Genomic DNA, 19265 nt, shown 5'->3' on the forward strand with positions numbered 1-19265 from the left:
CCGGCGAAGGAGGGCGCTTTAGCGTGGCCTGCGGGGGAGAGCAAGCAGGAAACTTTAGAGGAAAATGCCGCCCTTCATCACGCGGCGGGTGCGGCCCTGTACCGGCATCCGATCGAAGGGCGTGTTGCCCGCCTGCGCCGCCATTTTCGTGGAATCTATGATCCATGGCGCATCGGGGTCTATGAAGATGAGGTCGGCGGCGCTACCGGCGGCGAAGCTTCCCGCATCGACGCCCAGGATGCGGGCCGGATTGGCGCTGAGCAGCATCATAAGGCGCGTCATCGACAGATGTCCTTCGCGCACGAGATTCAGCGACAGGGCTAGCAACGTCTCGGCTCCAGCCATGCCGGGAGAAGCGTCGGCGAAGGGTAACCTCTTATCCTCGGGGCCACGGGGATCATGACTGGAGGTGATCACATCCACCGTCCCGTCGGCGACCGCGACGATCGAGGCCCTGCGGTCATCCTCCGACCTTAGCGGAGGCGACAGGCGCGCGAAGGTGCGGAAGTTGGTGACGGCATTGTCGGCGAGGTAAAGATAGGCTGGGCTGATTCCGCAGGTGACCCTTACGCCTTCGGCCTTCGCCGCGCGTATCAGATCAAAGCCCGCCTTGGTCGTCACGAGCCGGAAGTGGATGGCGGCGCCCGTTTCCTTCGCCAGCATGAGGTCGCGCGCGATCGCGATCGCTTCGGCGCACGCAGGTGCGTGGGGCAGGCCCAACCGGGTCGCCGTTTCGCCGCTGGTTGCGACTGCCTTGCCCGCGAGGCCGCTGTCTTCGGCATGCGTGATGACGGTCAGGCCAAGGCCCGACGCATAGGCGAGTACCCGCATCATCACGCCTGAATCCGCGATCCATTGGCGTCCGGTAGCCACAGCCTTGGCGCCCGCTGCCTGCATCATGCCGATTTCCGCCAGCTCGCCCCCTTTGAGGCCCCGTGTGGCGGCAGCGATTGGATGCACCCAGAAATCGGGCTTTCCCGCGCGCGCGGCCTGACGGATGAGGCCAGCCTCATCCAGCGGGGAGGACTGGTCGGGCATCAGGGCGGCCCGCGTGATCCCGCCGAAGTGGAAGGCAGGCTTGTCGGTAGCGAACACGCCCAGATCGATGAGGCCCGGAGCCACCACCAGCCCGGCGGCGTCGATCGTTTCGGCGTCGTCCGGCACATCGACATTGCCCGAGGCGATGATCTGATCGCCTTCGATCAGGATCGCGCCAGTGCGGACGTCGCGGGCAGCGGGGTCGGCCAGCTTCGCGTTGATGATGGCAAGCTTGCTCATGCCCAACCCTCCACGCCGCGCGCGCCACGGGTCAGCACATCCAGACAGGCCATGCGGATTGCGACGCCCATTTCCACCTGTTCAGTGATGGCGGAGCGATCCGGATCATCCGCCACCACGCTCGATATCTCGACGCCGCGGTTCATGGGGCCAGGGTGCATGACCAATGCGTCGGGCTTGGCAATGGCAAGCCGTTCGGGCGTCAGGCCGTAAAGCATGTGATATTCGCGAGGCGAGGGGATGAAGGCGCCGTCCATCCGTTCATTTTGAAGGCGCAGCATCATCACGACATCGGCGCCATCCAACCCTTCGTCCATTCGATTATAGGGCGTGGCGCCCAGCATCTCCACCTCGGGCGGCATCAAGGTCGGGGGCGCGACGGCCCGTACCTGCGCGCCCAAAGCTGCGAGGCAGAGCATGTTCGATCGCGCGACGCGGCTATGCAGCACATCCCCGCAAATCGCGACGATAAGGCCCTCAAATCCTCCCTTGCGGCGGCGGATGGTGAGGGCGTCAAGCAGGGCCTGGGTCGGATGTTGGTGCCAGCCGTCCCCAGCATTGAGGACCGGGCAGTCCACCATGTCCGAGATCAGGGCAACGGCGCCCGAACTCGCATGACGAATGACGATCACGTCGGCGGCCATCGCGTTGAGAGTCATGGCGGTGTCGATCAGGGTCTCCCCCTTCTTCACGCTCGACTGCCCGGCATGCATGTTCACGACGTCGGCGCCCAGACGTTTGCCCGCGATTTCGAACGACAGCAGGGTGCGGGTGCTGTTTTCGAAGAAGGCATTGATTTGCGTCATTCCGGCTAGGCGGTCGTCATGCTTGCGCGCATTGTCCCGGTTGGTCCGCGCCCAATGTTCTGCCTCATCCAGCAGGAAACGGATTTCCCAAGGCTTCAGGTCGGCGATGGAGAGAAGATGCCGATGCGGAAACAACGCTCGGCCGGTCAGGTCGGACGAGGTGGGGGGAACGGTTATGTCGGGCATGAACGGACCCTTTAGGCGAGGGCAGGAAAGAGGGCAAGACGGGATGCTTGGAAGTTCCGTCCGCTTTCCTATCTGCTTGGGATGCGGATTTTCACGATCGGGTATGAAGGGGCTACGCAGGGCGAGCTGATAGCGGCGCTGCGGCAGGCAGGCGTCACCTTGCTGGCGGACATCAGGGCGGTTCCGCTTTCGCGGCGGCCGGGATTTTCCAAGAACATTCTGGCGGCGGGGCTGAAGGAGGCCGGGATCGAATATGTCGGGCTGAAGGCGCTGGGCACGCCCGCCGAGGGTCGGGAGGCGGCTCGCAAGGGCAATCATGCGAAACTTCGGGAGATTTATTCGGGGCAACTCGACCTGCCGGAAGCTATCGTCCAGGCGGAACAGTTGCGCGACTTGGCGCGAGAGCGGCCCACGGCTTTGCTGTGCTTTGAGCGGGAGGCGGACGGATGCCATCGCTCCTTATTGCTGGAATATCTTTTCCCAGACGACGAGCGTGTGGACCTGAAGCCCTGAACCGTTAGAAGCGCCGCGCGACGGCTCCGGCGGTCCAGCCCATGCCCACCGCCAGCAAAATGGCGGTAAGGCCGTACAAGAAGGACCATCGTTCGGCGGCCACCGCCATGAAGCGTTCGAACCCTGACTTGCGGATGGTGATGTCGCGGACGGCGGCGGCAACGACCCTCCCGTCCTGCACGAGGAAGGTTTCTGCTGTATAATCGCCGACGATGACGCGCGCGGGCAGCGGAATGCGCGCCCGGTATAGCACCCCATCGGTGATTTCCACCGAGCCGGGCCGTTCGGCGAACAATCCCGATCGTTCGCGCAGATCAATCAACCCGGCCTGGAAGCGATCAAGCTCTGCGCTCTCATTGAGAGAGGACGGGGACAGTTGCAGCTTGTCCACGCCCAGTTCGTAAATGGCTGCCGTTCGTTCATCGACAACATTGGCGATCGGACGGGAAGAGGCGACCGCATAAAAGCTGGGTGCGGAGCGGAAGCGGGCGCTGTCCGCATTGACCCAGATGCCAGCGACCTTTTGTTTCTCGCGCATGGTGATGGATTGGTCGGGGCCTTTCAGCACGACCAATATGTCCGCGGGTTTGCTGGGCCGTCGGCCGTCGGGATAGACGATCGCTCCAAACAGCAGGAGGTCGGCGCCGGTGAAGCTGTACTGGATTTCCACTTCCCGTTGCGAGACGTCGGGGACGAGCATCGGCTCTCCTGCCGCGCCGAGCAGTGTCGAGAGGGGGAGGAGCAGTGCGAGACGGGCGCGCAGGTTCAACGCACTTCCACCGTGTAAATCTCATCCGGGCGGAAACCGAGACCCAACGCCATGCGCGCGGCGACCAGCAGCACGATCACCGACAATAATATGCGCAGATATTCAGGGCGAACGGTCATCGAGATGCGGGTGCCGATCTGTGCCCCCGTCACGCTGCCGATCAGAAGCAGCATTGCGAGGACGAGATCGACTGCCTTCGTGGTCATGGCGTGCATCATCGTCGTTGCCATGGTGACGAACAATATCTGAAACAGCGAAGTGCCCACCACCGACTGGGTGGTCATGCCAAGCAGGTACAGCATGGCGGGCACAAGAATGAAGCCGCCGCCGACGCCCAGCAGGGTTGTTAGTATACCCGTCGCAACACCGAGCAGCAACGGCGCGAGGGGAGAGATATAAAGGCCCGAGCGATAGAAGCGCCACCGCATCGGCAGCGCGGCGACCAAGGGGTGATGGCGGCGCTTGCGGGCCTGCATGCGTTTGCCCGTTTTCAACAGGATCAGCGCCTGGACGGACTCCTTCGCCATCAACATGCCGATGCCGCCGAGCATCAGGACATAAAGGATGCCGATAGCCGTATCGATCTGCCCTATGGACTGGAGCAGCCGGAACAACAGCACGCCGATGCCCGCTCCAATGATGCCGCCACCGATCAGGACGCCGCCCATCCGGAAATCGACGGTGCCCCTCGCCATGTGGGTAACGACGCCCGATACGCTGGCACCGGTGACCTGGGACGCGGCGGACGCGGCCGCCACGGTTGGTGGAATGCCGTAGAAGATCAGCAGGGGCGTGGTCAGGAAACCGCCGCCGACGCCGAACATGCCGGAGAGAAGGCCGACCACACCGCCCAGGGCAATGATCACCAGCGCGTTCACCGACAGATTGGCGATGGGCAGGTAGAGATCCATGTGCCTACAGGGTTAGGCCGAATGGATGGCAAGATAAAGGCGCTGCGCGTCCGCCCCGCGTTAAAAATCCGCGCCGAGGGTAAGGGTGAGCCCGGATGAGGGCGATGCCTCTCCAGCTACGCGCTGCCGCCATTCAATGCTGAGCCGCGATGCGACGCGGGGGAGGGGCAGGCGAAACTGAACCTCCGGACCGATATCAACGCGCTCCACCCGCGGTTGCGCGCCTCCCGATACGCTGAGGCCGGTGCGTACGGGCGTCCCCGCTATAGGCGTAAGCAGGGAAAGTTTGCCGTCAGCGAACAGATCGCGCCGGTTGAACCCGACCAGGCCCGCCTGTCCATAACCCTCCGCTTCCAATTTGCCCAGAACTGGAGCGGGGCCGAAGCCGCCCACCGCAAACACCGCATTGGCATTGCGTGCGCCATTTCCCAGGGATATCCGCCGCTCCGCCGCGATGGAGATCGGAATTAATCTGGAAGGTTGCCAAGCTATGCCTGCTGCAGCCTCAGGCGAGGCGGGACGATTGAAGGCGCGGCTCACGCGGCCATAGAGGGCGGCGCGGCCGGTGCTGGCTGGCGTCAGATCATAATCGAGCCGGAGTCCCGCTTGCGACCCGCCGAGCCTGCCGCCTGTGACAAGATCCTGCGGATTTGCGCTGCCGTCGCGCCAGAGGAGCCACGCGCTGCCGCGCCAGCGGTGCACTTTGGTGCCGTCCGAGGGCGTTAGTGGCCACGCGGGTGGGGTGGGCTGAACAAAGGTGGATGGCCTGCTGGCCTGAGCGGCTTTTTCGATTTCCGGATCGAAAGGCGCTTGGCCGTCCCCAGACTTGCTCATGGCACTTTGCAACGAAGTGATAACGGCTGGGGTAATGCCCCCTCTCGGCGCCGCGGTGCGTATCTTGTTCACCGACCAATCAGCAACGGGCAATTGGGTTGGCGTGGCCGCAATCGGCACAACTTTTAGCGTAGAAGACCCCGTCAGGCGTGCTGCCGCAACCGGGATCGGTCGTGGCAGCAAGGGCGCGACGGTACCTCCAAACATGGCGCTCGCGACCCGAATGATCACCCAGCCGGTCATAAGCACAAGGAAAAAGCGGACAGGCCGTCCGCTGGCGCTGTTGGTCATGTTGATCTTTAAAGCTGGGGGAAGCGATGCTGTGTCTTGTCCCAGAGCAGCGGCTTTCCGAACAAGGAGTGAAGGTAGAGGAAGACCGCGCGGCGGGCCGCAAGCATCGCGATCAGATTGGCGAGAATGGAACGGGGGATCGCGCCGATCCCATAAATCCATCCGTAGCTGCGGCCGACAAAAATGGCCCGCATCGCGGCGCGCCAGGTCATGAAGGCAAAGTTCAGCCAGAGCAGCAGTTCGACGAACGGGGAAGGCTGGAAAGCGGCTTCGAGGCCGAACCAGCTTGCCATAAGCAGCAGGCCCCAAAGCAGAAAGGCGACGTAGGCAGCGAAGAGGACAAAGGCGGCGATCGCCGCGCGCCGGTCACGGATGCGCATCCACCATTCGGTGGGACCACCCTGCCAGCCCATGCGGTCCCAACCGGCAAGCGAGATTCCGATCATCCAGCGTGCTTTCTGGCGGACGGCGCCATCCAGGCTGTCCGGAAAATATTCACGCGTGGCGACAAGCTCGCCCGCAGCGTCGCGCATCCGCACGAAAACGCCGCGCCCGCCCATATTCTTGATTCGGAGGCCAACTTCATAATCTTCCGTGAGGGAAGCCGGGTCGAACGGACCCCCGTTGGCCGGATTGACGAGCCGTTCGAGTGTCAGCCGTTCGAATGCGCAGGCAACTCCGGCGGACGGAACCGACGCACCCACAGCTTCGCGGATCGTCAAATATTTCCCATGACTCTCGGCAAACTCGTCGCAATAATGATTGGCGATGGAGCGTGCCCACCAGCCGCCTTCTCCGGTGAGTGGAAGAACCGGCAACTGAACCAGTTGGAAGCGATCGATCATCACATCGAATAGCCGGACTTCGTCGGCGTGGACGACATCTTCGGCGTCGTGCAAGACTACGGCCTTGAACATTCTGCCGGTGCGCGCCTCCTCTTCCTGCATGGCGCGCCAGAGGAGGTTGAGACAGTCCGCCTTGGTCGTGGGACCCGGCCGTTCATTGATACAGACCACGAGACGATCGTCCTGGTCCGCGATCGGGTTGACGGCCGCCAAGGTGGCAAGGTCATTGGGATAGACGCCGACGAAAATGCGATAGTCGCCAACGGACCATTGGTTGAGCGCATTGCGCAACATCGGGCCGATCACATCTGCTTCACCCCAGGCGGGAACGAAGATGCCTATCTTGCCGGGCTTTGAAGAGGCAGGCAGCGTGGCCGTCGTCATGCGCCTATGGCGAGAATAGACCGCGATGTTTCGCCACCAGCGGCGGCCCAAGAACATGACATCCACGAGAAAATCGTCGATCCCGCCGATGGCCAGTCCCACCACGGCGAACAATAAAATCTCATGATAAATGATCGCCAGAACCGCCGTCAGCGATTGCGCCATGTTGAAATGCCCCCTGCAAGCCGAGGCGCATTGGCAAATTACTTTGGGATTTCATAGCCCTCGCGCATATTTTTTGCACAGGGCGAAAAGCTTTGATTATTTCACTGAAGGCTCCGACCGGGCGCGATTTCCGTCAAGTTGCTCCAGTAGCGCGTTGGATGGAATGGCCTCATTGATGCGGCAGTGCTAACGTCTCCACTGCCGGAAAGACGACTCGTCTAAAGAGTCGCGGCACCCCAACCAGTCTCATCAGCGATAGGTAGGAGGGCGTGAATGACCGGAGAGATGGATGTCAATTACCTACTGCACAGGCAGCAGGTGTCGTTGATACGAGCGCAGATGAGCCATTCCAAAAAAGGGCGTGCTGCTTATGAGGGGTTGGCTCGTGGATATGGTGATCAGATCGATGCATATCGTGAGGAAAATGTGCGGTTAGTGAATTCCGCACATTGATGGTGGGCGTCCGTTACCGCCGCTGGATCAACCGCTCTATTGACCGGTGGTGACTTTCCTCGCTGTCATATTCCCTTTCCAGCATAGCTTTCAGACGTTCAAGATCGGTTTCGGTCAGATGTTCGATGCCGATGAATTCGTTTCGGGCATCGGTGACGGCGCGGATGAGTTCGTCAAGCTTTGCCTGGATCGCTGACCCGTCGCGATTCTGAGCGTTCTGGATCAGGAAGACCATGAGAAAGGTCACGATCGTCGTGCCCGTGTTGATGATGAGCTGCCAGGTGTCGGAATAATGGAAGATCGGCCCGGTCAATATCCAGCCGATGATCGTGGCCGACGCCAATATGAACGCCAGGGGCTGCCCCGACCAGCTGGCGACGCGATGCGCGAAGGCTCCGAAAATTTTGTCCATGTCTGTCCCCGTGGCGGCCCATTTACCCTGTGTTCAGGCTCTGATTGCCATGAAGCGCGCATGACGACCATATCCATTCGCGCCTTTGCGCTCGCTTTGCCTGCCGCTGCTTTGCTGCTGTCTTCCTGCGCGACGGTGTCGCCCGAATCGAAAGTACGGGCGGGGCTGATCGAGGCGGGGCTTTCGCCGCGGATGGCGGGATGCATGGCGGAGCGGATGGTGGATCGGCTAAGCTTGGTGCAGCTGCGGCGCCTCCAGTCGCTGGCGTCGCTCCGCAAGTCGCACATGGGGGAGATGACGGTGGATCGATTCCTCTACAAGGTGCGGGCGCTGGAGGATCCGGAGATATTCATGGTGACGAGCAAGGCGGCGATCGTCTGCGCTATTGAATGAAGGAAGTGGTGAATTGAACGCGATTCCGGGAAATGATTTTGCAATTTTGCAAAGTTGATTTGCGAAACGAGACTGGCGTCCCCCGCGTCCCTGTGCTTTAGCCCCGCCAACAGCTTTTCAGGCGAAAGGACGGGCAGGGCCCATGAACATTCACGAATATCAGGCGAAGGAACTGCTGGCGAAATATGGCGCGCCGATCGCCGCCGGTTACGCCGCTTTTTCCGTTGAAGAAGCCGTCGAAGCCGCCAAGAAGCTGCCCGGGCCGCTCTATGTCGTGAAGTCGCAGATCCACGCTGGTGGCCGTGGCAAGGGTAAGTTCAAGGAGCTGGCCCCCGAAGCGAAGGGTGGCGTCCGGTTGGCGTTCAACCTGGATGAGGTTAAGGCCCACGCCACCGACATGCTGGGCAACACGCTGGTCACCATCCAGACCGGCGAAGCGGGCAAGCAGGTCAACCGCCTTTACATCACCGACGGCGCCGACATCGCGAAGGAATTCTACCTCGCGCTGCTGGTCGATCGTGGCAGCAGCCGCATCGCGTTCGTTGTATCGACTGAAGGCGGCATGGACATTGAAGAGGTCGCCCATTCGACCCCCGAAAAGATCCACACCTTCACCGTCGATCCCGCCGCCGGTTTCCAGCCGCACCACGGCCGTTCCATCGCTGCCGCTCTGGGTCTGACCGGCGATCAGGCGAAGCAGGCCGCCAAGGTCGCCTCGTCGCTCTACGCCGCGTTCCTGGACACCGACGCCGAGCAGATCGAAGTCAATCCGCTGGCTCTGACCGAGCAGGGCAACCTGCTGGTGCTGGACGCCAAGGTCGGTTTCGACGGCAACGCCATGTTCCGTCACAAGGACATCGCCGAACTGCGCGACCTGACCGAGGAAGATCCGGCCGAAGTCGAAGCGAGCGAATATGACCTCGCCTACATCAAGCTGGACGGTAACATCGGCTGCATGGTGAATGGCGCGGGCCTGGCCATGGCGACCATGGACATCATCAAGCTGAACGGCGAATTCCCTGCCAACTTCCTGGACGTCGGTGGCGGCGCCAACAAGGAAAAGGTGACTGCGGCCTTTAAGATCATTCTGAAGGACCCGGCGGTGAAGGGCATTCTCGTCAACATCTTCGGTGGCATCATGAAGTGCGACATCATTGCCGAGGGCATCGTCGCCGCCGCCAAGGAAGTTGACCTGTCGGTTCCTCTGGTCGTTCGCCTGGAAGGCACGAACGTCCAGCAGGGCAAGGATATTCTGGCCTCGTCCGGCCTGGCCATCGTCCCTGCGGACGACCTGGGCGACGCGGCCAAGAAGATCGTGGCGGAAGTGAGGAAGGCAGCCTGAGGCACTTTCCAGCCATTTGAACAAACACCATGGGGCGCAGGCGGTCTTTTAGGGGCCGCCTGCGTCCTTGTCCGCATATGCGGGCTGTGGCGTGAAACGAAAGGATGTTGCGATGAAGATCCTTGTGCCCGTGAAGCGGGTCATTGACTATAATGTGAAGCCGCGCGTGAAGGCGGATGGGACGGGCGTTGATCTGGCGAACGTCAAGATGAGCATGAACCCGTTCGACGAGATCGCGGTTGAGGAAGCCATCCGCCTGAAGGAAAAGGGCGTGGCGACCGAGGTCGTCGCGGTGTCGATCGGCGTTGCGAAGGCGCAGGAAACGCTGCGCACGGCGCTGGCGATGGGCGCGGATCGCGCGATCCTGATCCAGACTGACGATGAAGTCGAACCGCTGGGCGTCGCCAAGCTGCTCGCCAAGGTGCAGGAAGAAGAAGGCGCTGGCCTGATCATCCTGGGCAAGCAGGCGATCGACGATGACAGCAACCAGACCGGCCAGATGCTCGCCGCGCTGCTGAACCTGCCGCAGGGCACCTTCGCGTCGAAGGTCGAGGTTGAGGGCGACAAGGTCAGCGTGACCCGCGAAGTCGATGGCGGCCTGGAGACGGTAAAGCTCAACGTCCCTGCGATCGTCACGACCGACCTGCGTCTTAATGAGCCGCGTTATGCTTCGCTGCCCAACATCATGAAGGCAAAGAGCAAGCCGCTCGCGACCAAGGCGCCTGCTGACTATGGCGTCGATATTTCGCCGCGTCTGGAAACGCTGAAGGTCACCGAGCCTGCCAAGCGTTCGGCTGGCGTCAAGGTGGCCGATGTCGATGAACTGGTCGCGAAGCTGAAAGCTTTGGGCGTCGCTGCCTGACCATCATTCCAAGCCCGTTCGGGCTGAGCCTGTCAAAGCCTGTTTCCTTCTTGAAGAGAAGAAAGGCCCTTCGACAAGCTCAGGGCGAACGGGGATAGAGGATCGAGATTATGAAGACTCTGGTATGGGTTGAACATGAGGGCGGCGCCGTCAAGGACGCGACCCTTTCCGCCGTCACCGCCGCTGCGAAGCTGGGTGAAGTGCATCTGCTGGTCGCTGGCGCTGGCGTCGCCGCAGTTGGTGAAGCTGCTGCGAAGATCGCGGGCGTGGGCAAGGTCCATGTCGCCGATGACGCGGCGTTCGGCCATGCGCTGGCAGAGAATGTCGCGCCGCTGGTCGTGGAACTGATGGGCAGCCATGACGCATTCATCGTGCCTGCCACCAGCAACGGCAAGAATATCGCGCCGCGCGTCGCGGCTCTGCTGGACGTGATGCAGATCAGCGACATCCTGTCGGTTGAGAGCGAGGATACGTTCACGCGTCCGATCTATGCGGGCAACGCGATCGCGACGGTCAAGTCGAAGGATGCGAAGAAGGTCATCACCGTTCGTGGTACCGCTTTTGAGAAGGCGGATCGTGAGGGCGGTTCCGGCGCGGTGGAAGCCGTTGCTTCGACCGGCGACAAGGGGCTGTCGAGCTTCGTTGGTGCTGAGATCGCCAAGCAGGAGCGTCCGGAACTGACGTCCGCCAAGATCATCGTGTCGGGTGGCCGTGCGCTGAAGGATGGCGAAACGTTTGAGCAGGTCATCTTCCCGCTGGCCGACAAGCTGGGCGCGGCGGTTGGCGCTTCGCGTGCGGCTGTCGATGCGGGCTATGTGCCGAACGACTATCAGGTTGGGCAGACCGGCAAGATCGTGGCGCCGGAAGTCTATATCGCTGTGGGTATCTCCGGGGCGATCCAGCATCTGGCGGGGATGAAGGACAGCAAGACCATCATCGCCATCAACAAGGACGAGGACGCGCCGATCTTCCAGGTCGCGGACATCGGCCTGGTGGGTGATTTGTTCAAGGTTGTGCCGGAGCTTACTGGCAAGCTGTAAGTAACTTCCTTATCCCGTAAGGGTAGTGAAGAGGGCGCGGCCGGGGGTCGCGCCCTTTTTTTATTCGCAGCGGACGCTGCTGCGGTCGATCGCGTTGCCCGCGATTGCGCCGCCGCCTGCGCCGAGGATGGTGCCGAGCGTTTTTGAGCCGCCGGGGGCGATGATATTGCCCAGGACGCCGCCCGCGATCGCGCCGACTATCGTGCCAGTGGTGCCGTCGTTGCGCTTGCAATAATAGCGGCCGTCATTGTCGCGGTAGATATAGTCGTCGTCGGTGATCACCCGGCCGGAATAGCTTCCTGCGGGGTGATTGTAGCCATAGCGGTCGCTGTAGCGATCCGTGGTGCAGGCCGCCAGCGGCAGGGCCAGCAAGGCGGCGGCGATTATCGGGGTGCGCATCAGTCACTCTCCTATCTTTCTTTGGCCCCCGGCTGCGTAACAACCCTTCAAATCCGGGTAAGTTGCGTGGGCGGAACGGCTTTATAGGGAGAGGGACAGGCGGACATTAGTCCACCCGCCACGGCGCCGCGAAAGGGGGGAAACGCGGGCCGGGCGGGCGGTGGCCAGCGGCCAGAGGGATAAGCCGCCGGAATGGGTATTTTTAAAGTGTCAGCCGCGAGTCAGCTGGCGAGGGTTGAACCCGGCGCTGTATGGCGCGGTTGGGTGGGCGTGATCGCCGGGGACATGCTGCTGCCGCCGAGGGTGCTGCTGGTAGAGCTGCCCGTGCGGTTCGAGATGTCGTCGCGGGCCTTGTTGTAGCGGGTGACGAGGTCTTCCTTGAACTCGGTCAGCTTGCCTTCGTCGTACAGTTTTTTGCCGACATAACCTGCGATGGCGCCGAAAATCAGAGTGCGGATCATTGCGTCTAGCTCCTTACCGGATGTTCCTGTCAGGGTCGCGGAGATAACCGGTCAGGCGGCGTCGGGTTCCGGACGCTTTGGAGTATTCGACAAGATGAGCGGCTGTGGCGATGTGCCGGAGGGGCGGGCCGTTGGCGCGGTGACGTCACAGGGGAGAGCCGCAGGAAGCGGCGCGCCTTTTCTCGGTGCGCATTTCCCGGCCTGGTCGATCGATCGCCTCGGCGGGGGGCATGACCGGGCATTCCCGGCCAGCAATGCTTCAGGCGTTGACGGCGCTGCTTTGTGCGAGCGCGGCGGCTGAGGCAGCTTCGCGGCGGGCGCGGTTGCGGTCGGCCAGGTCCTGGCGTTCGGCCATGGCGAGGAAGGTCGCTTCCGAACGGAGGCAGCGGTCGCGGACGTTGGTGAGGGTGGCGGCCTGGGCTTCGTTGCGAGCCTGGGCGGCGAGGGCGCGATAGTCGGGGTGCGTCATATGCGCTCCTTTGTCAGATAGTGCCCGGGCGCCATGGAAACGGCGCCCGGACGGTCAGCATGGCTTATTCAGCGTGCTGAAGATTTACGGCCGCCATCTTGCCGCGACGATCCTGTTCCAGATCATAGGTCACGCGGTCCTTTTCGCGCAGCGTGGCCAGGCCAGCGCGCTCGACAGCGGTGATGTGGACGAACGCGTCGGGGGTGCCGTCGTCAGGGGCGATGAAGCCATAGCCCTTGTCGGCGTTGAAGAATTTGACGGTTCCGGTGATGCTCATGGTAGTTCCTTCGTTCGTACGGTCTGTCCAGCGTGGACGGACCGGTCGCTAGAGGGGCAGGGAAAGAAGGAAGTTTGGTGCCGCAAAGCGCCGAAAGACCGTCGATTTGCGACTGTAGCCTGTCCTATATAGGGGACGGGGGCCGAAATAGCAAATCAGCGGCCCAAATGAGGCCGTCATTGGGCATTTTCGAGAGCCGCGAAGCCGAAAAATGCGTCCCGCGCCAATGCAGCGGCGGCTTCATAGGGGCGGCGCTGGGCTTCCTCCAGTGCGGCCAAGGCTTCGCTTTCCTGTGGGGTCAGGTCGCGCTCATAGGCGTCAATGTCATAGATTTCGCCGCTCTCTTCGCCGTTAAAGCCGGGCGGGGCGGGATAGTCAGTGCGCCAGGCTTCCCGCTCCTCATCCCACCATGCGCCGCGCAGGCGGGCGGCGGCTTCGTCGGGCGGAAGGGTGGCGCGATCGACGATCGGAGGGCGAAGTTCACAGTGTTCATTGAGGGGGTGGCCTTGCGCCTTTTTGCCCTCATGCAGCGCCATGCGCGCGGCGATGAAAAGCGCGGCGGAGGCTCCGGGAGAGAGGGCGGTGGCGGTGGCTTCGATGCTGGCGGGGAGGGTGGGGTCGGAGGGGTCTGCGGCGGGCAGGGCGGCTTCGTTGCTGTCCGGGGTGAGGGCGGGGTGGTTTTCCGCTGTTGGTGCTTGGGCGGGCGCGGCTTCCTCTGGCGCTTGTTCCTGCGGGCAGAGCATGTCGAGATAGGCGGCGAAATCCTGCGCAACGACGCGGGCGAGGGCGGCGTCGGAGCCCTCCGGCGGGTTGTCGGCCATGCGGTCGAGGCGGGAGAGCATCGACATGGCGAGGCGGTTGTCGTGGCGGTGGCGGGTGATTTCGCCTGCGTCGGCTTGCCTGCGGATCACTTCCTCATGACCGTTCAGCGCACGGGCGAGCAGATCGTCGGCGAGGCGCGCGCGGGCGATGAGGATGGCGGCGTCCCAGCCAAGGCGAAAGGCCGCGCCGTCGCGGCGGATGCGCAAGGCATAGGCGGCGCGGGGCGAGATGTGGACGGCGTCGCAGGCCGTGGTGATGACGCCGGTGGCGGCGAGGGTTTCAAGGAAGTGCCGCTGCCGCGCGGGGCTCCAGCCGTCGGCGCGGCTTTGCTGCGCGGGGGTGGGGAGAGCGGAGAAGTGGTAGGACATGGGCAAAGCTCCTTTTTATGGGAGGGTTTGCCGGGACGGTATAACAGGTTGGTGGTTGTAGGACAGAACAAAATGGGAACGGTGGTGGGTGTGCAGTTAATTATCGCTAAGGCTTCGCAGAGTTTTGTCTTTTGAGTCCTCGACAAGTTCCTCTGAGTACGTAGGCAGCTTCAATTTACTGTTCTAAAGCAAGGTTATATAGCACTTTTCGAGGCATAAAAGTTGGGGGACAAAGGGGTGAGTACTCGATCCATTTCTATAGATGCTGCCGAAAAAAAGGCGGCTGAATTATTAGGAAAGTTGCCGCATCTAAATGAACAGATGGAGATCAAGGTAGTAAAAGATCAAAATACCATCTTTCTGTCAAACCCATGGAATGACAAATCAGTCGCTTTCATAATTTACAAAGATGGAAAGTTGAACAGAGATATATTTTCGATATTAAAAAATATATATTTACCACCTGCTCTATCTGCTCTGTATCATAAAAATGAAAATAAACTTGAGGTTGTTTGGACCGCTTATAAACTTCCTTCATATTCTGATGAAATAATAGGAAGATACTTTGAATTTTGTTTCAAAGAAAATATATATAAATGTCATTTCTCAGAATCTTCTGATTCTTTGAAGAAGATCGCGTCCCACGCTGCCTATCTTCAAGTGTCCGAGACAGCATTTAGAAACCTGCAATCATTTTCTCAATATTCAAAAGCAGGAGGCAATGGCGCATCATCACGGTTTGGACTGCCGACCTCCTTTTACATAGAGAATCTGGAGGAGGATCAGGATGGCTGGGTGGACATCATTAAGCATGTAAATTTCTATCTACGGTATTTTGATAATAAATCCCCTCATATTGTTCTGCATGAGGCGCGTGGTGCTAAACTGCCTACTAAAGTGAGATATATAAATGGCGAATTTCCAAATAAAATTGTTTCTCGTGAGTTAAATGCCAACCTATTATCTCTTTGGTTAGCCGCATACGATCACGATATAACAACTAAATTTTTATTATATTATAGAATTCTGGAATACGTTAGCAGTCTATATCTTCAGAGTAAGCAGAGGCATGCGCTTTTAAAAATATTGCATTCGCCGTCTGCTCTCGCGTTGATCGATAAAACCTTGGACGATGTGGCTTCTATCGTGAGAGAGGATAACACTAGCGAAATCGATCGATATATAAAGATGTTCGAGGATCTTGTGAGTCCTGAGAAGATTTGGGCAGAAATAGAGTTCAACTCAGAAGCATTTACATCAGACGTGAAATTCGATGGAGGCCTTGAAATTAAACCGATTGTAGCGAATACTAAATCCATCGATTCGTTGGGTGCCAAGGGCATGCAATCGATTGCTCGGGCGCTTCGGCAAATTCGCCATGGGCTAGCTCATGGAGGGGAGGCTCAAGCGGGGAAAATTATTCTTCCTACACGAGAAAATTTTGAGCGGCTTATTCCATGGGTTCACCTAGCTATGGTGGCTGCGGGGGAGGTGGTCATATACGAGCACCTAGGATAAGGGTTGACATGTAGGATTTTAGCAACCAAATCCGCTTTAAAGAGTAAAGAGGTTTGGATTGAGATCCATTGAGGAGAGACCTCATGAACACTGGTGGTTAAATAGCGTCATAAGGTACAATAAAGGAGGGCTGTTTTCAGCCCTCCTTTTTTTGCCCGTTGGGCAATCACTCCGCCGCCACAGCCTCCATCCCCAACAACGGCGCAAGATAGCGCCCGGTGAAGCTCCGGGCGTTCTTCGCTACCTTTTCCGGCGTGCCTTCGGCGACGACTTCGCCGCCCTTGACGCCGCCCTCTGGTCCCATGTCGATGATCCAGTCGGCGGTCTTGATGACGTCGAGGTTATGCTCGATCACGACCACGCTGTTGCCCTGTTCGACCAGGGCGTGGAGGACTTCGAGGAGTTTGCGGACGTCTTCGAAGTGGAGGCCGGTGGTGGGCTCGTCCAATATGTAGAGGGTCTGGCCGGTGGCTCTGCGGGAGAGTTCCTTGGCGAGCTTGACGCGCTGGGCTTCGCCGCCGGAGAGGGTTGTGGCTTGCTGGCCGACCTTTATGTAGCCGAGGCCGACTTCGGCGAGCATGGCCATCTTGTCGCGGATGGGGGGACGGCCTTGAAGAATTCCACCGCGTCCTCGACGGTCATGTCGAGCACGTCGGCGATGCTGTGCCCCTTGAACTTCACCTCCAGCGTCTCGCGATTGTAGCGGGCGCCGTGGCAGACGTCGCAGGTGACATAGACGTCGGGGAGGAAGTGCATCTCGATCTTGAGCAGGCCGTCGCCGGTGCAGGCTTCGCAGCGGCCGCCCTTGACGTTGAAGCTGAAGCGGCCGGGCTTGTAGCCGCGCGCCTGTGCTTCGGGGAGCCCGGCGAACCAGTCGCGGATGTTGGTGAAGGCCCCGGTATAGGTGGCCGGGTTGGATCGGGGGGTGCGGCCGATGGGCGACTGGTCGATGTCGATCACCTTGTCGCAATGTTCAAGGCCGGTGACCTTGTCGTGGGGGCCAGCGACGATGCGCGCGCCGTTCAGGGTGCGGGCGGACGCGGCGTAGAGGGTGTCGATGGTGAAGCTGGACTTGCCCGATCCGGAGACGCCGGTGATGCAGGTGAAGGTGCCGAGCGGGATCGACGCGGTGACGTTTTGCAGATTGTTGGCGCGGGCGTTGTGGACGGTGAGCTTCTTGCCATTGCCCTTGCGGCGCTTTGTGGGGACTTCGATGCGGCGGGTGCCGTTGAGGTAATCCGCGGTCAGGCTGTCGCGGTGGGCTAGCAGTTCGTTGAGGGTGCCCTGCGCGACGATGGTGCCGCCGTGGACGCCCGCGCCCGGCCCCATGTCGACGATATAGTCGGCCATGCGGATCGCGTCCTCGTCATGCTCCACGACGATGACGGTGTTGCCGAGGTCGCGCAGGCGCTTCAAGGTGACGAGCAGGCGGTCATTGTCGCGCTGGTGCAGGCCGATGCTGGGTTCGTCGAGGACGTAGAGGACGCCTGAGAGGCCGCTGCCGATCTGGCTGGCGAGGCGGATGCGCTGGGACTCGCCGCCCGACAGGGTGCCGCTGGTGCGGTCGAGGTTCAGATAGTCGAGGCCGACATTGTTGAGGAAGCCGAGGCGCTCGACAATTTCCTTGAGGATGGCTTTGGCGATCTGGTTCTGCTGGTCGGTGAGGTGCGCGGGGAGGGTGGAGAAGAAGCCGAGCGCGTCCACCACCGAGCGGCGGGTGGACATGGAGATGTCCTCGCCCGCGATCTTGACGGCGCGCGCTTCGGGTTTGAGGCGGGCGCCGTGGCAGGTCTCGCACGGCATGGCGGTTTGGTATTTGCTCAGTTCCTCGCGCATCCAGGCGGAGTCGGTCTGGAGGAGGCGGCGGTTGAGGTTGCCGATGACGCCTTCGAAGGGTTTTTTGACCTCGTAAGATTTTTTGCCGTCTACGAACTTTAGCGTGACCGGCTTGCCTGCGGTGCCGTGGAGGATGATGATTTTGACCTCTGGGGGGAGGTCTTGCCACGGGGTTTCCAGGTTGAAGCCGAACTCCTTCGCGAGAGAGCCGAGGACTTGCATGTAATAGGGGCTGGGCGGGTTGGATTTGGCCCAGGGGACTATGGCGCCCTTTTTGAGGGTGAGATGTTCGTTGGGGACGACTAGTTCGGGGTCGAATTCCTGGCGTTCTCCGAGGCCGTCGCAGGCGGGGCAGGCGCCTTGCGGGGCGTTGAAGGAGAAGAGGCGGGGTTCGATCTCGGGGATGGTGAAGCCGCTGACGGGGCAGGCGAAATTTTCGCTGAAGACTATGCGGTTGTCGGGGATGCCGGCGTTTTTCATTTTTCCGGGGGTTGCTCCCCTCTCCCCGGCCTTGGTCAGAGGCACGTGACTCTGACCAACCCCTGAAGGGGAGAGGGAGTCTAGGGTGCCGTCCGCCAAATCCACATAGGCAAGGCCGTCGGCGAGTTTCAGGGCTTGTTCGAAGCTGTCGGCGAGGCGGGTGGACATGTCGGCGCCCACGGCGAGGCGGTCCACGACGACTTCGATGTCATGCTTGTATTTCTTGTCGAGGGCGGGGGCGTCTTCGATCAGGTACATTTCGCCGTCGATGCGGACGCGGGTGTAGCCTGCCTTCTGCCATTCCAGCAGTTCTTTCTTATACTCGCCCTTGCGGCCGCGGACGACGGGGGCGAGGAGGTAGAAGCGGGTGCCCTCCGGCAATTGCATCACGCGGTCGACCATCTGGCTGACGGTCTGGGCGCTGATCGGCTCGCCGGTCGCGGGGGAATAGGGGATGCCGACGCGCGCCCAGAGGAGGCGCATATAGTCGTAGATTTCGGTGACGGTCGCGACCGTGGAGCGGGGGTTGCGGCTGGTCGTCTTCTGTTCGATCGAGATGGCGGGAGAAAGGCCGTCAATATGTTCGACGTCCGGTTTCTGCATCATCTCAAGGAACTGGCGGGCGTAGGCGGAGAGGCTCTCCACATAGCGGCGCTGACCCTCAGCATAGATGGTGTCGAAGGCTAGGGAAGATTTGCCCGACCCCGACAGGCCGGTGATGACGATCAGGCTGTCGCGGGGTAGATCGACGTCCACGCCCTTGAGGTTGTGCTCACGCGCGCCGCGTACGGAAATTGTGGTCAGACTCATGGGGCGTGTTGTTCCAGATTTGTTCTTTGGGAGCAAGGCCGTTGCCGGGCTATGGGCGCGGATATGGGATAGCAGGCGGCGGCTCGCAAGCGGCCCATGCTTTCCAGCGCGAGCAGGCGGCGGGTCACCGAAAGGTAGAGCGATATTAACCGATCAGGTGTATAAGGGCCGCGACGGGAAAGCTGCGGCGGTGGCGTCTCGACTTCTGTAGATATGAGAGATCCCGGATAGCCCGACAGCATCCCGGATACGCCCCCGGCCGTCCCTTGCGCCGGGGGCGTTTTCTTGTTCGGCCATTTTCGACGAGTGGTGTTTTACGCTACGACAACAAGGCTTTTTGG

At 60.9% G+C, this 19265-nt stretch carries 21 protein-coding genes; 7 read left to right on the forward strand and 14 right to left on the reverse strand.

The genetic code is table 11. The annotated features are described in order from the left end of the window. Positions 1 to 54 precede the first annotated feature (54 nt). Together ACWNC0_RS10250 and ACWNC0_RS10255 are read right to left on the reverse strand one after the other, a co-directional pair. Positions 55 to 1278, reverse strand: coding sequence for a dihydroorotase (locus ACWNC0_RS10250; RefSeq protein WP_449471403.1), 1224 nt, complete (start codon positions 1276 to 1278; stop codon positions 55 to 57). After that, positions 1275 to 2270, reverse strand: a complete 996-nt coding sequence (locus ACWNC0_RS10255; RefSeq protein WP_449471404.1) for an aspartate carbamoyltransferase catalytic subunit — start codon at positions 2268 to 2270, stop codon at positions 1275 to 1277. The genes ACWNC0_RS10250 and ACWNC0_RS10255 overlap by 4 nt, the downstream gene beginning before the upstream one ends. Positions 2271 to 2351: 81 nt before the next feature. Between ACWNC0_RS10255 and ACWNC0_RS10260 the strand changes: the two genes are divergently transcribed. Then, positions 2352 to 2783 (forward strand): DUF488 domain-containing protein, encoded by a 432-nt coding sequence (locus tag ACWNC0_RS10260; RefSeq protein WP_449471405.1) that lies wholly within the window; start codon positions 2352 to 2354, stop codon positions 2781 to 2783. Between the two features lie 4 nt (positions 2784 to 2787). Here the strand turns inward: ACWNC0_RS10260 and ACWNC0_RS10265 are convergent, their stop codons facing one another. The 4 genes from ACWNC0_RS10265 to ACWNC0_RS10280 form a co-directional block, all read right to left on the reverse strand. Further along, positions 2788 to 3546 carry a TIGR02186 family protein gene (locus ACWNC0_RS10265; protein ID WP_449474597.1) on the reverse strand — a complete coding sequence of 253 codons (759 nt, stop codon included), beginning with the start codon at positions 3544 to 3546 and terminating at the stop codon, positions 2788 to 2790. Positions 3547 to 3548: 2 nt separating this feature from the next. After that, positions 3549 to 4463, reverse strand: a complete 915-nt coding sequence (locus ACWNC0_RS10270; RefSeq protein ID WP_449471406.1) for a sulfite exporter TauE/SafE family protein — start codon at positions 4461 to 4463, stop codon at positions 3549 to 3551. 60 nt (positions 4464 to 4523) lie between these two features. Next, positions 4524 to 5297: a hypothetical protein gene (locus tag ACWNC0_RS10275; RefSeq protein ID WP_449471408.1), complete on the reverse strand. Its 774-nt coding sequence runs from the start codon at positions 5295 to 5297 to the stop codon at positions 4524 to 4526. 299 nt (positions 5298 to 5596) lie between these two features. After that, the gene (locus tag ACWNC0_RS10280; RefSeq protein ID WP_449471409.1) at positions 5597 to 6982 is read right to left on the reverse strand and encodes a glycosyl transferase family protein; all 1386 of its coding nucleotides are present in this window, start codon (positions 6980 to 6982) and stop codon (positions 5597 to 5599) included. Between the two features lie 273 nt (positions 6983 to 7255). Here ACWNC0_RS10280 and ACWNC0_RS10285 point away from each other — a divergent pair, with 273 nt between their 5' ends. Continuing rightward, the gene (locus tag ACWNC0_RS10285) at positions 7256 to 7435 is read left to right on the forward strand and encodes a hypothetical protein (protein ID WP_196225497.1); all 180 of its coding nucleotides are present in this window, start codon (positions 7256 to 7258) and stop codon (positions 7433 to 7435) included. 13 nt (positions 7436 to 7448) lie between these two features. Here ACWNC0_RS10285 and ACWNC0_RS10290 read toward each other — a convergent pair whose 3' ends face one another. Further along, on the reverse strand, positions 7449 to 7847 hold the full coding sequence (locus ACWNC0_RS10290) for a low affinity iron permease family protein (protein ID WP_449471410.1): 399 nt from the start codon (positions 7845 to 7847) through the stop codon (positions 7449 to 7451). Positions 7848 to 7907: 60 nt separating this feature from the next. Between ACWNC0_RS10290 and ACWNC0_RS10295 the strand changes: the two genes are divergently transcribed. The 4 genes from ACWNC0_RS10295 (at position 7908) to ACWNC0_RS10310 (ending at position 11484) form a co-directional block, all read left to right on the forward strand. Then, the gene (locus ACWNC0_RS10295) at positions 7908 to 8240 is read left to right on the forward strand and encodes a hypothetical protein (protein WP_449471412.1); all 333 of its coding nucleotides are present in this window, start codon (positions 7908 to 7910) and stop codon (positions 8238 to 8240) included. A 142-nt stretch (positions 8241 to 8382) separates the two neighbouring features. Beyond that, positions 8383 to 9582, forward strand: coding sequence for an ADP-forming succinate--CoA ligase subunit beta (sucC, locus tag ACWNC0_RS10300; protein ID WP_449471414.1), 1200 nt, complete (start codon positions 8383 to 8385; stop codon positions 9580 to 9582). A 112-nt stretch (positions 9583 to 9694) separates the two neighbouring features. Beyond that, positions 9695 to 10444 carry an electron transfer flavoprotein subunit beta/FixA family protein gene (locus ACWNC0_RS10305; protein ID WP_449471415.1) on the forward strand — a complete coding sequence of 250 codons (750 nt, stop codon included), beginning with the start codon at positions 9695 to 9697 and terminating at the stop codon, positions 10442 to 10444. A 110-nt stretch (positions 10445 to 10554) separates the two neighbouring features. Further along, entirely contained in the window at positions 10555 to 11484 is a 930-nt protein-coding gene (locus ACWNC0_RS10310; RefSeq protein WP_449471417.1) for an electron transfer flavoprotein subunit alpha/FixB family protein, read from the forward strand. 60 nt (positions 11485 to 11544) lie between these two features. Here the strand turns inward: ACWNC0_RS10310 and ACWNC0_RS10315 are convergent, their stop codons facing one another. The 5 genes from ACWNC0_RS10315 to ACWNC0_RS10335 all read right to left on the reverse strand — a co-directional run bounded on the left by ACWNC0_RS10315 (position 11545) and on the right by ACWNC0_RS10335 (position 14280). Further along, positions 11545 to 11883, reverse strand: coding sequence for a glycine zipper 2TM domain-containing protein (locus ACWNC0_RS10315; protein ID WP_449471418.1), 339 nt, complete (start codon positions 11881 to 11883; stop codon positions 11545 to 11547). 221 nt (positions 11884 to 12104) lie between these two features. Beyond that, positions 12105 to 12344 (reverse strand): hypothetical protein, encoded by a 240-nt coding sequence (locus ACWNC0_RS10320; RefSeq protein ID WP_449471419.1) that lies wholly within the window; start codon positions 12342 to 12344, stop codon positions 12105 to 12107. Positions 12345 to 12603: 259 nt separating this feature from the next. Continuing rightward, entirely contained in the window at positions 12604 to 12813 is a 210-nt protein-coding gene (locus ACWNC0_RS10325; protein ID WP_449471420.1) for a hypothetical protein, read from the reverse strand. Between the two features lie 64 nt (positions 12814 to 12877). Continuing rightward, positions 12878 to 13090, reverse strand: coding sequence for a cold-shock protein (locus tag ACWNC0_RS10330; RefSeq protein ID WP_449471421.1), 213 nt, complete (start codon positions 13088 to 13090; stop codon positions 12878 to 12880). 176 nt (positions 13091 to 13266) lie between these two features. After that, on the reverse strand, positions 13267 to 14280 hold the full coding sequence (locus ACWNC0_RS10335; RefSeq protein WP_449471422.1) for a hypothetical protein: 1014 nt from the start codon (positions 14278 to 14280) through the stop codon (positions 13267 to 13269). Between the two features lie 237 nt (positions 14281 to 14517). Between ACWNC0_RS10335 and ACWNC0_RS10340 the strand changes: the two genes are divergently transcribed. Further along, a complete protein-coding gene (locus tag ACWNC0_RS10340) occupies positions 14518 to 15798 on the forward strand; it encodes a hypothetical protein (protein WP_449471423.1) in 1281 nt (426 codons plus the stop codon). A gap of 166 nt (positions 15799 to 15964) precedes the next feature. Here the strand turns inward: ACWNC0_RS10340 and ACWNC0_RS10345 are convergent, their stop codons facing one another. Further along, positions 15965 to 16384 (reverse strand): ATP-binding cassette domain-containing protein, encoded by a 420-nt coding sequence (locus ACWNC0_RS10345; RefSeq protein ID WP_449471424.1) that lies wholly within the window; start codon positions 16382 to 16384, stop codon positions 15965 to 15967. Then, entirely contained in the window at positions 16348 to 18924 is a 2577-nt protein-coding gene (gene uvrA / locus ACWNC0_RS10350) for an excinuclease ABC subunit UvrA (protein ID WP_449471425.1), read from the reverse strand. The genes ACWNC0_RS10345 and uvrA overlap by 37 nt, the downstream gene beginning before the upstream one ends. Between the last annotated feature and the right edge of the window lie 341 nt (positions 18925 to 19265).

Source organism: Sphingobium chungangianum, assembly GCF_977014255.1.

What these genes read in the sequence shown, in the direction of transcription:
- ACWNC0_RS10255 (WP_449471404.1), bottom strand. Translation starts at nt 2,270, where the DNA reads ATGCCCGACATAACCGTTCCCCCCACCTCGTCCGACCTGACCGGCCGA.
- ACWNC0_RS10330 (WP_449471421.1), bottom strand. Translation starts at nt 13,090, where the DNA reads ATGAGCATCACCGGAACCGTCAAATTCTTCAACGCCGACAAGGGCTAT.
- ACWNC0_RS10290 (WP_449471410.1), bottom strand. Translation starts at nt 7,847, where the DNA reads ATGGACAAAATTTTCGGAGCCTTCGCGCATCGCGTCGCCAGCTGGTCG.
- ACWNC0_RS10285 (WP_196225497.1), top strand. Translation starts at nt 7,256, where the DNA reads ATGACCGGAGAGATGGATGTCAATTACCTACTGCACAGGCAGCAGGTG.
- ACWNC0_RS10320 (WP_449471419.1), bottom strand. Translation starts at nt 12,344, where the DNA reads ATGATCCGCACTCTGATTTTCGGCGCCATCGCAGGTTATGTCGGCAAA.
- ACWNC0_RS10280 (WP_449471409.1), bottom strand. Translation starts at nt 6,982, where the DNA reads ATGGCGCAATCGCTGACGGCGGTTCTGGCGATCATTTATCATGAGATT.
- ACWNC0_RS10310 (WP_449471417.1), top strand. Translation starts at nt 10,555, where the DNA reads ATGAAGACTCTGGTATGGGTTGAACATGAGGGCGGCGCCGTCAAGGAC.
- uvrA (WP_449471425.1), bottom strand. Translation starts at nt 18,924, where the DNA reads ATGAGTCTGACCACAATTTCCGTACGCGGCGCGCGTGAGCACAACCTC.
- ACWNC0_RS10295 (WP_449471412.1), top strand. Translation starts at nt 7,908, where the DNA reads ATGACGACCATATCCATTCGCGCCTTTGCGCTCGCTTTGCCTGCCGCT.
- sucC (WP_449471414.1), top strand. Translation starts at nt 8,383, where the DNA reads ATGAACATTCACGAATATCAGGCGAAGGAACTGCTGGCGAAATATGGC.
- ACWNC0_RS10315 (WP_449471418.1), bottom strand. Translation starts at nt 11,883, where the DNA reads ATGCGCACCCCGATAATCGCCGCCGCCTTGCTGGCCCTGCCGCTGGCG.
- ACWNC0_RS10345 (WP_449471424.1), bottom strand. Translation starts at nt 16,384, where the DNA reads ATGGCCATGCTCGCCGAAGTCGGCCTCGGCTACATAAAGGTCGGCCAG.
- ACWNC0_RS10335 (WP_449471422.1), bottom strand. Translation starts at nt 14,280, where the DNA reads ATGTCCTACCACTTCTCCGCTCTCCCCACCCCCGCGCAGCAAAGCCGC.
- ACWNC0_RS10250 (WP_449471403.1), bottom strand. Translation starts at nt 1,278, where the DNA reads ATGAGCAAGCTTGCCATCATCAACGCGAAGCTGGCCGACCCCGCTGCC.
- ACWNC0_RS10325 (WP_449471420.1), bottom strand. Translation starts at nt 12,813, where the DNA reads ATGACGCACCCCGACTATCGCGCCCTCGCCGCCCAGGCTCGCAACGAA.
- ACWNC0_RS10275 (WP_449471408.1), bottom strand. Translation starts at nt 5,297, where the DNA reads ATGAGCAAGTCTGGGGACGGCCAAGCGCCTTTCGATCCGGAAATCGAA.
- ACWNC0_RS10260 (WP_449471405.1), top strand. Translation starts at nt 2,352, where the DNA reads ATGCGGATTTTCACGATCGGGTATGAAGGGGCTACGCAGGGCGAGCTG.
- ACWNC0_RS10305 (WP_449471415.1), top strand. Translation starts at nt 9,695, where the DNA reads ATGAAGATCCTTGTGCCCGTGAAGCGGGTCATTGACTATAATGTGAAG.
- ACWNC0_RS10270 (WP_449471406.1), bottom strand. Translation starts at nt 4,463, where the DNA reads ATGGATCTCTACCTGCCCATCGCCAATCTGTCGGTGAACGCGCTGGTG.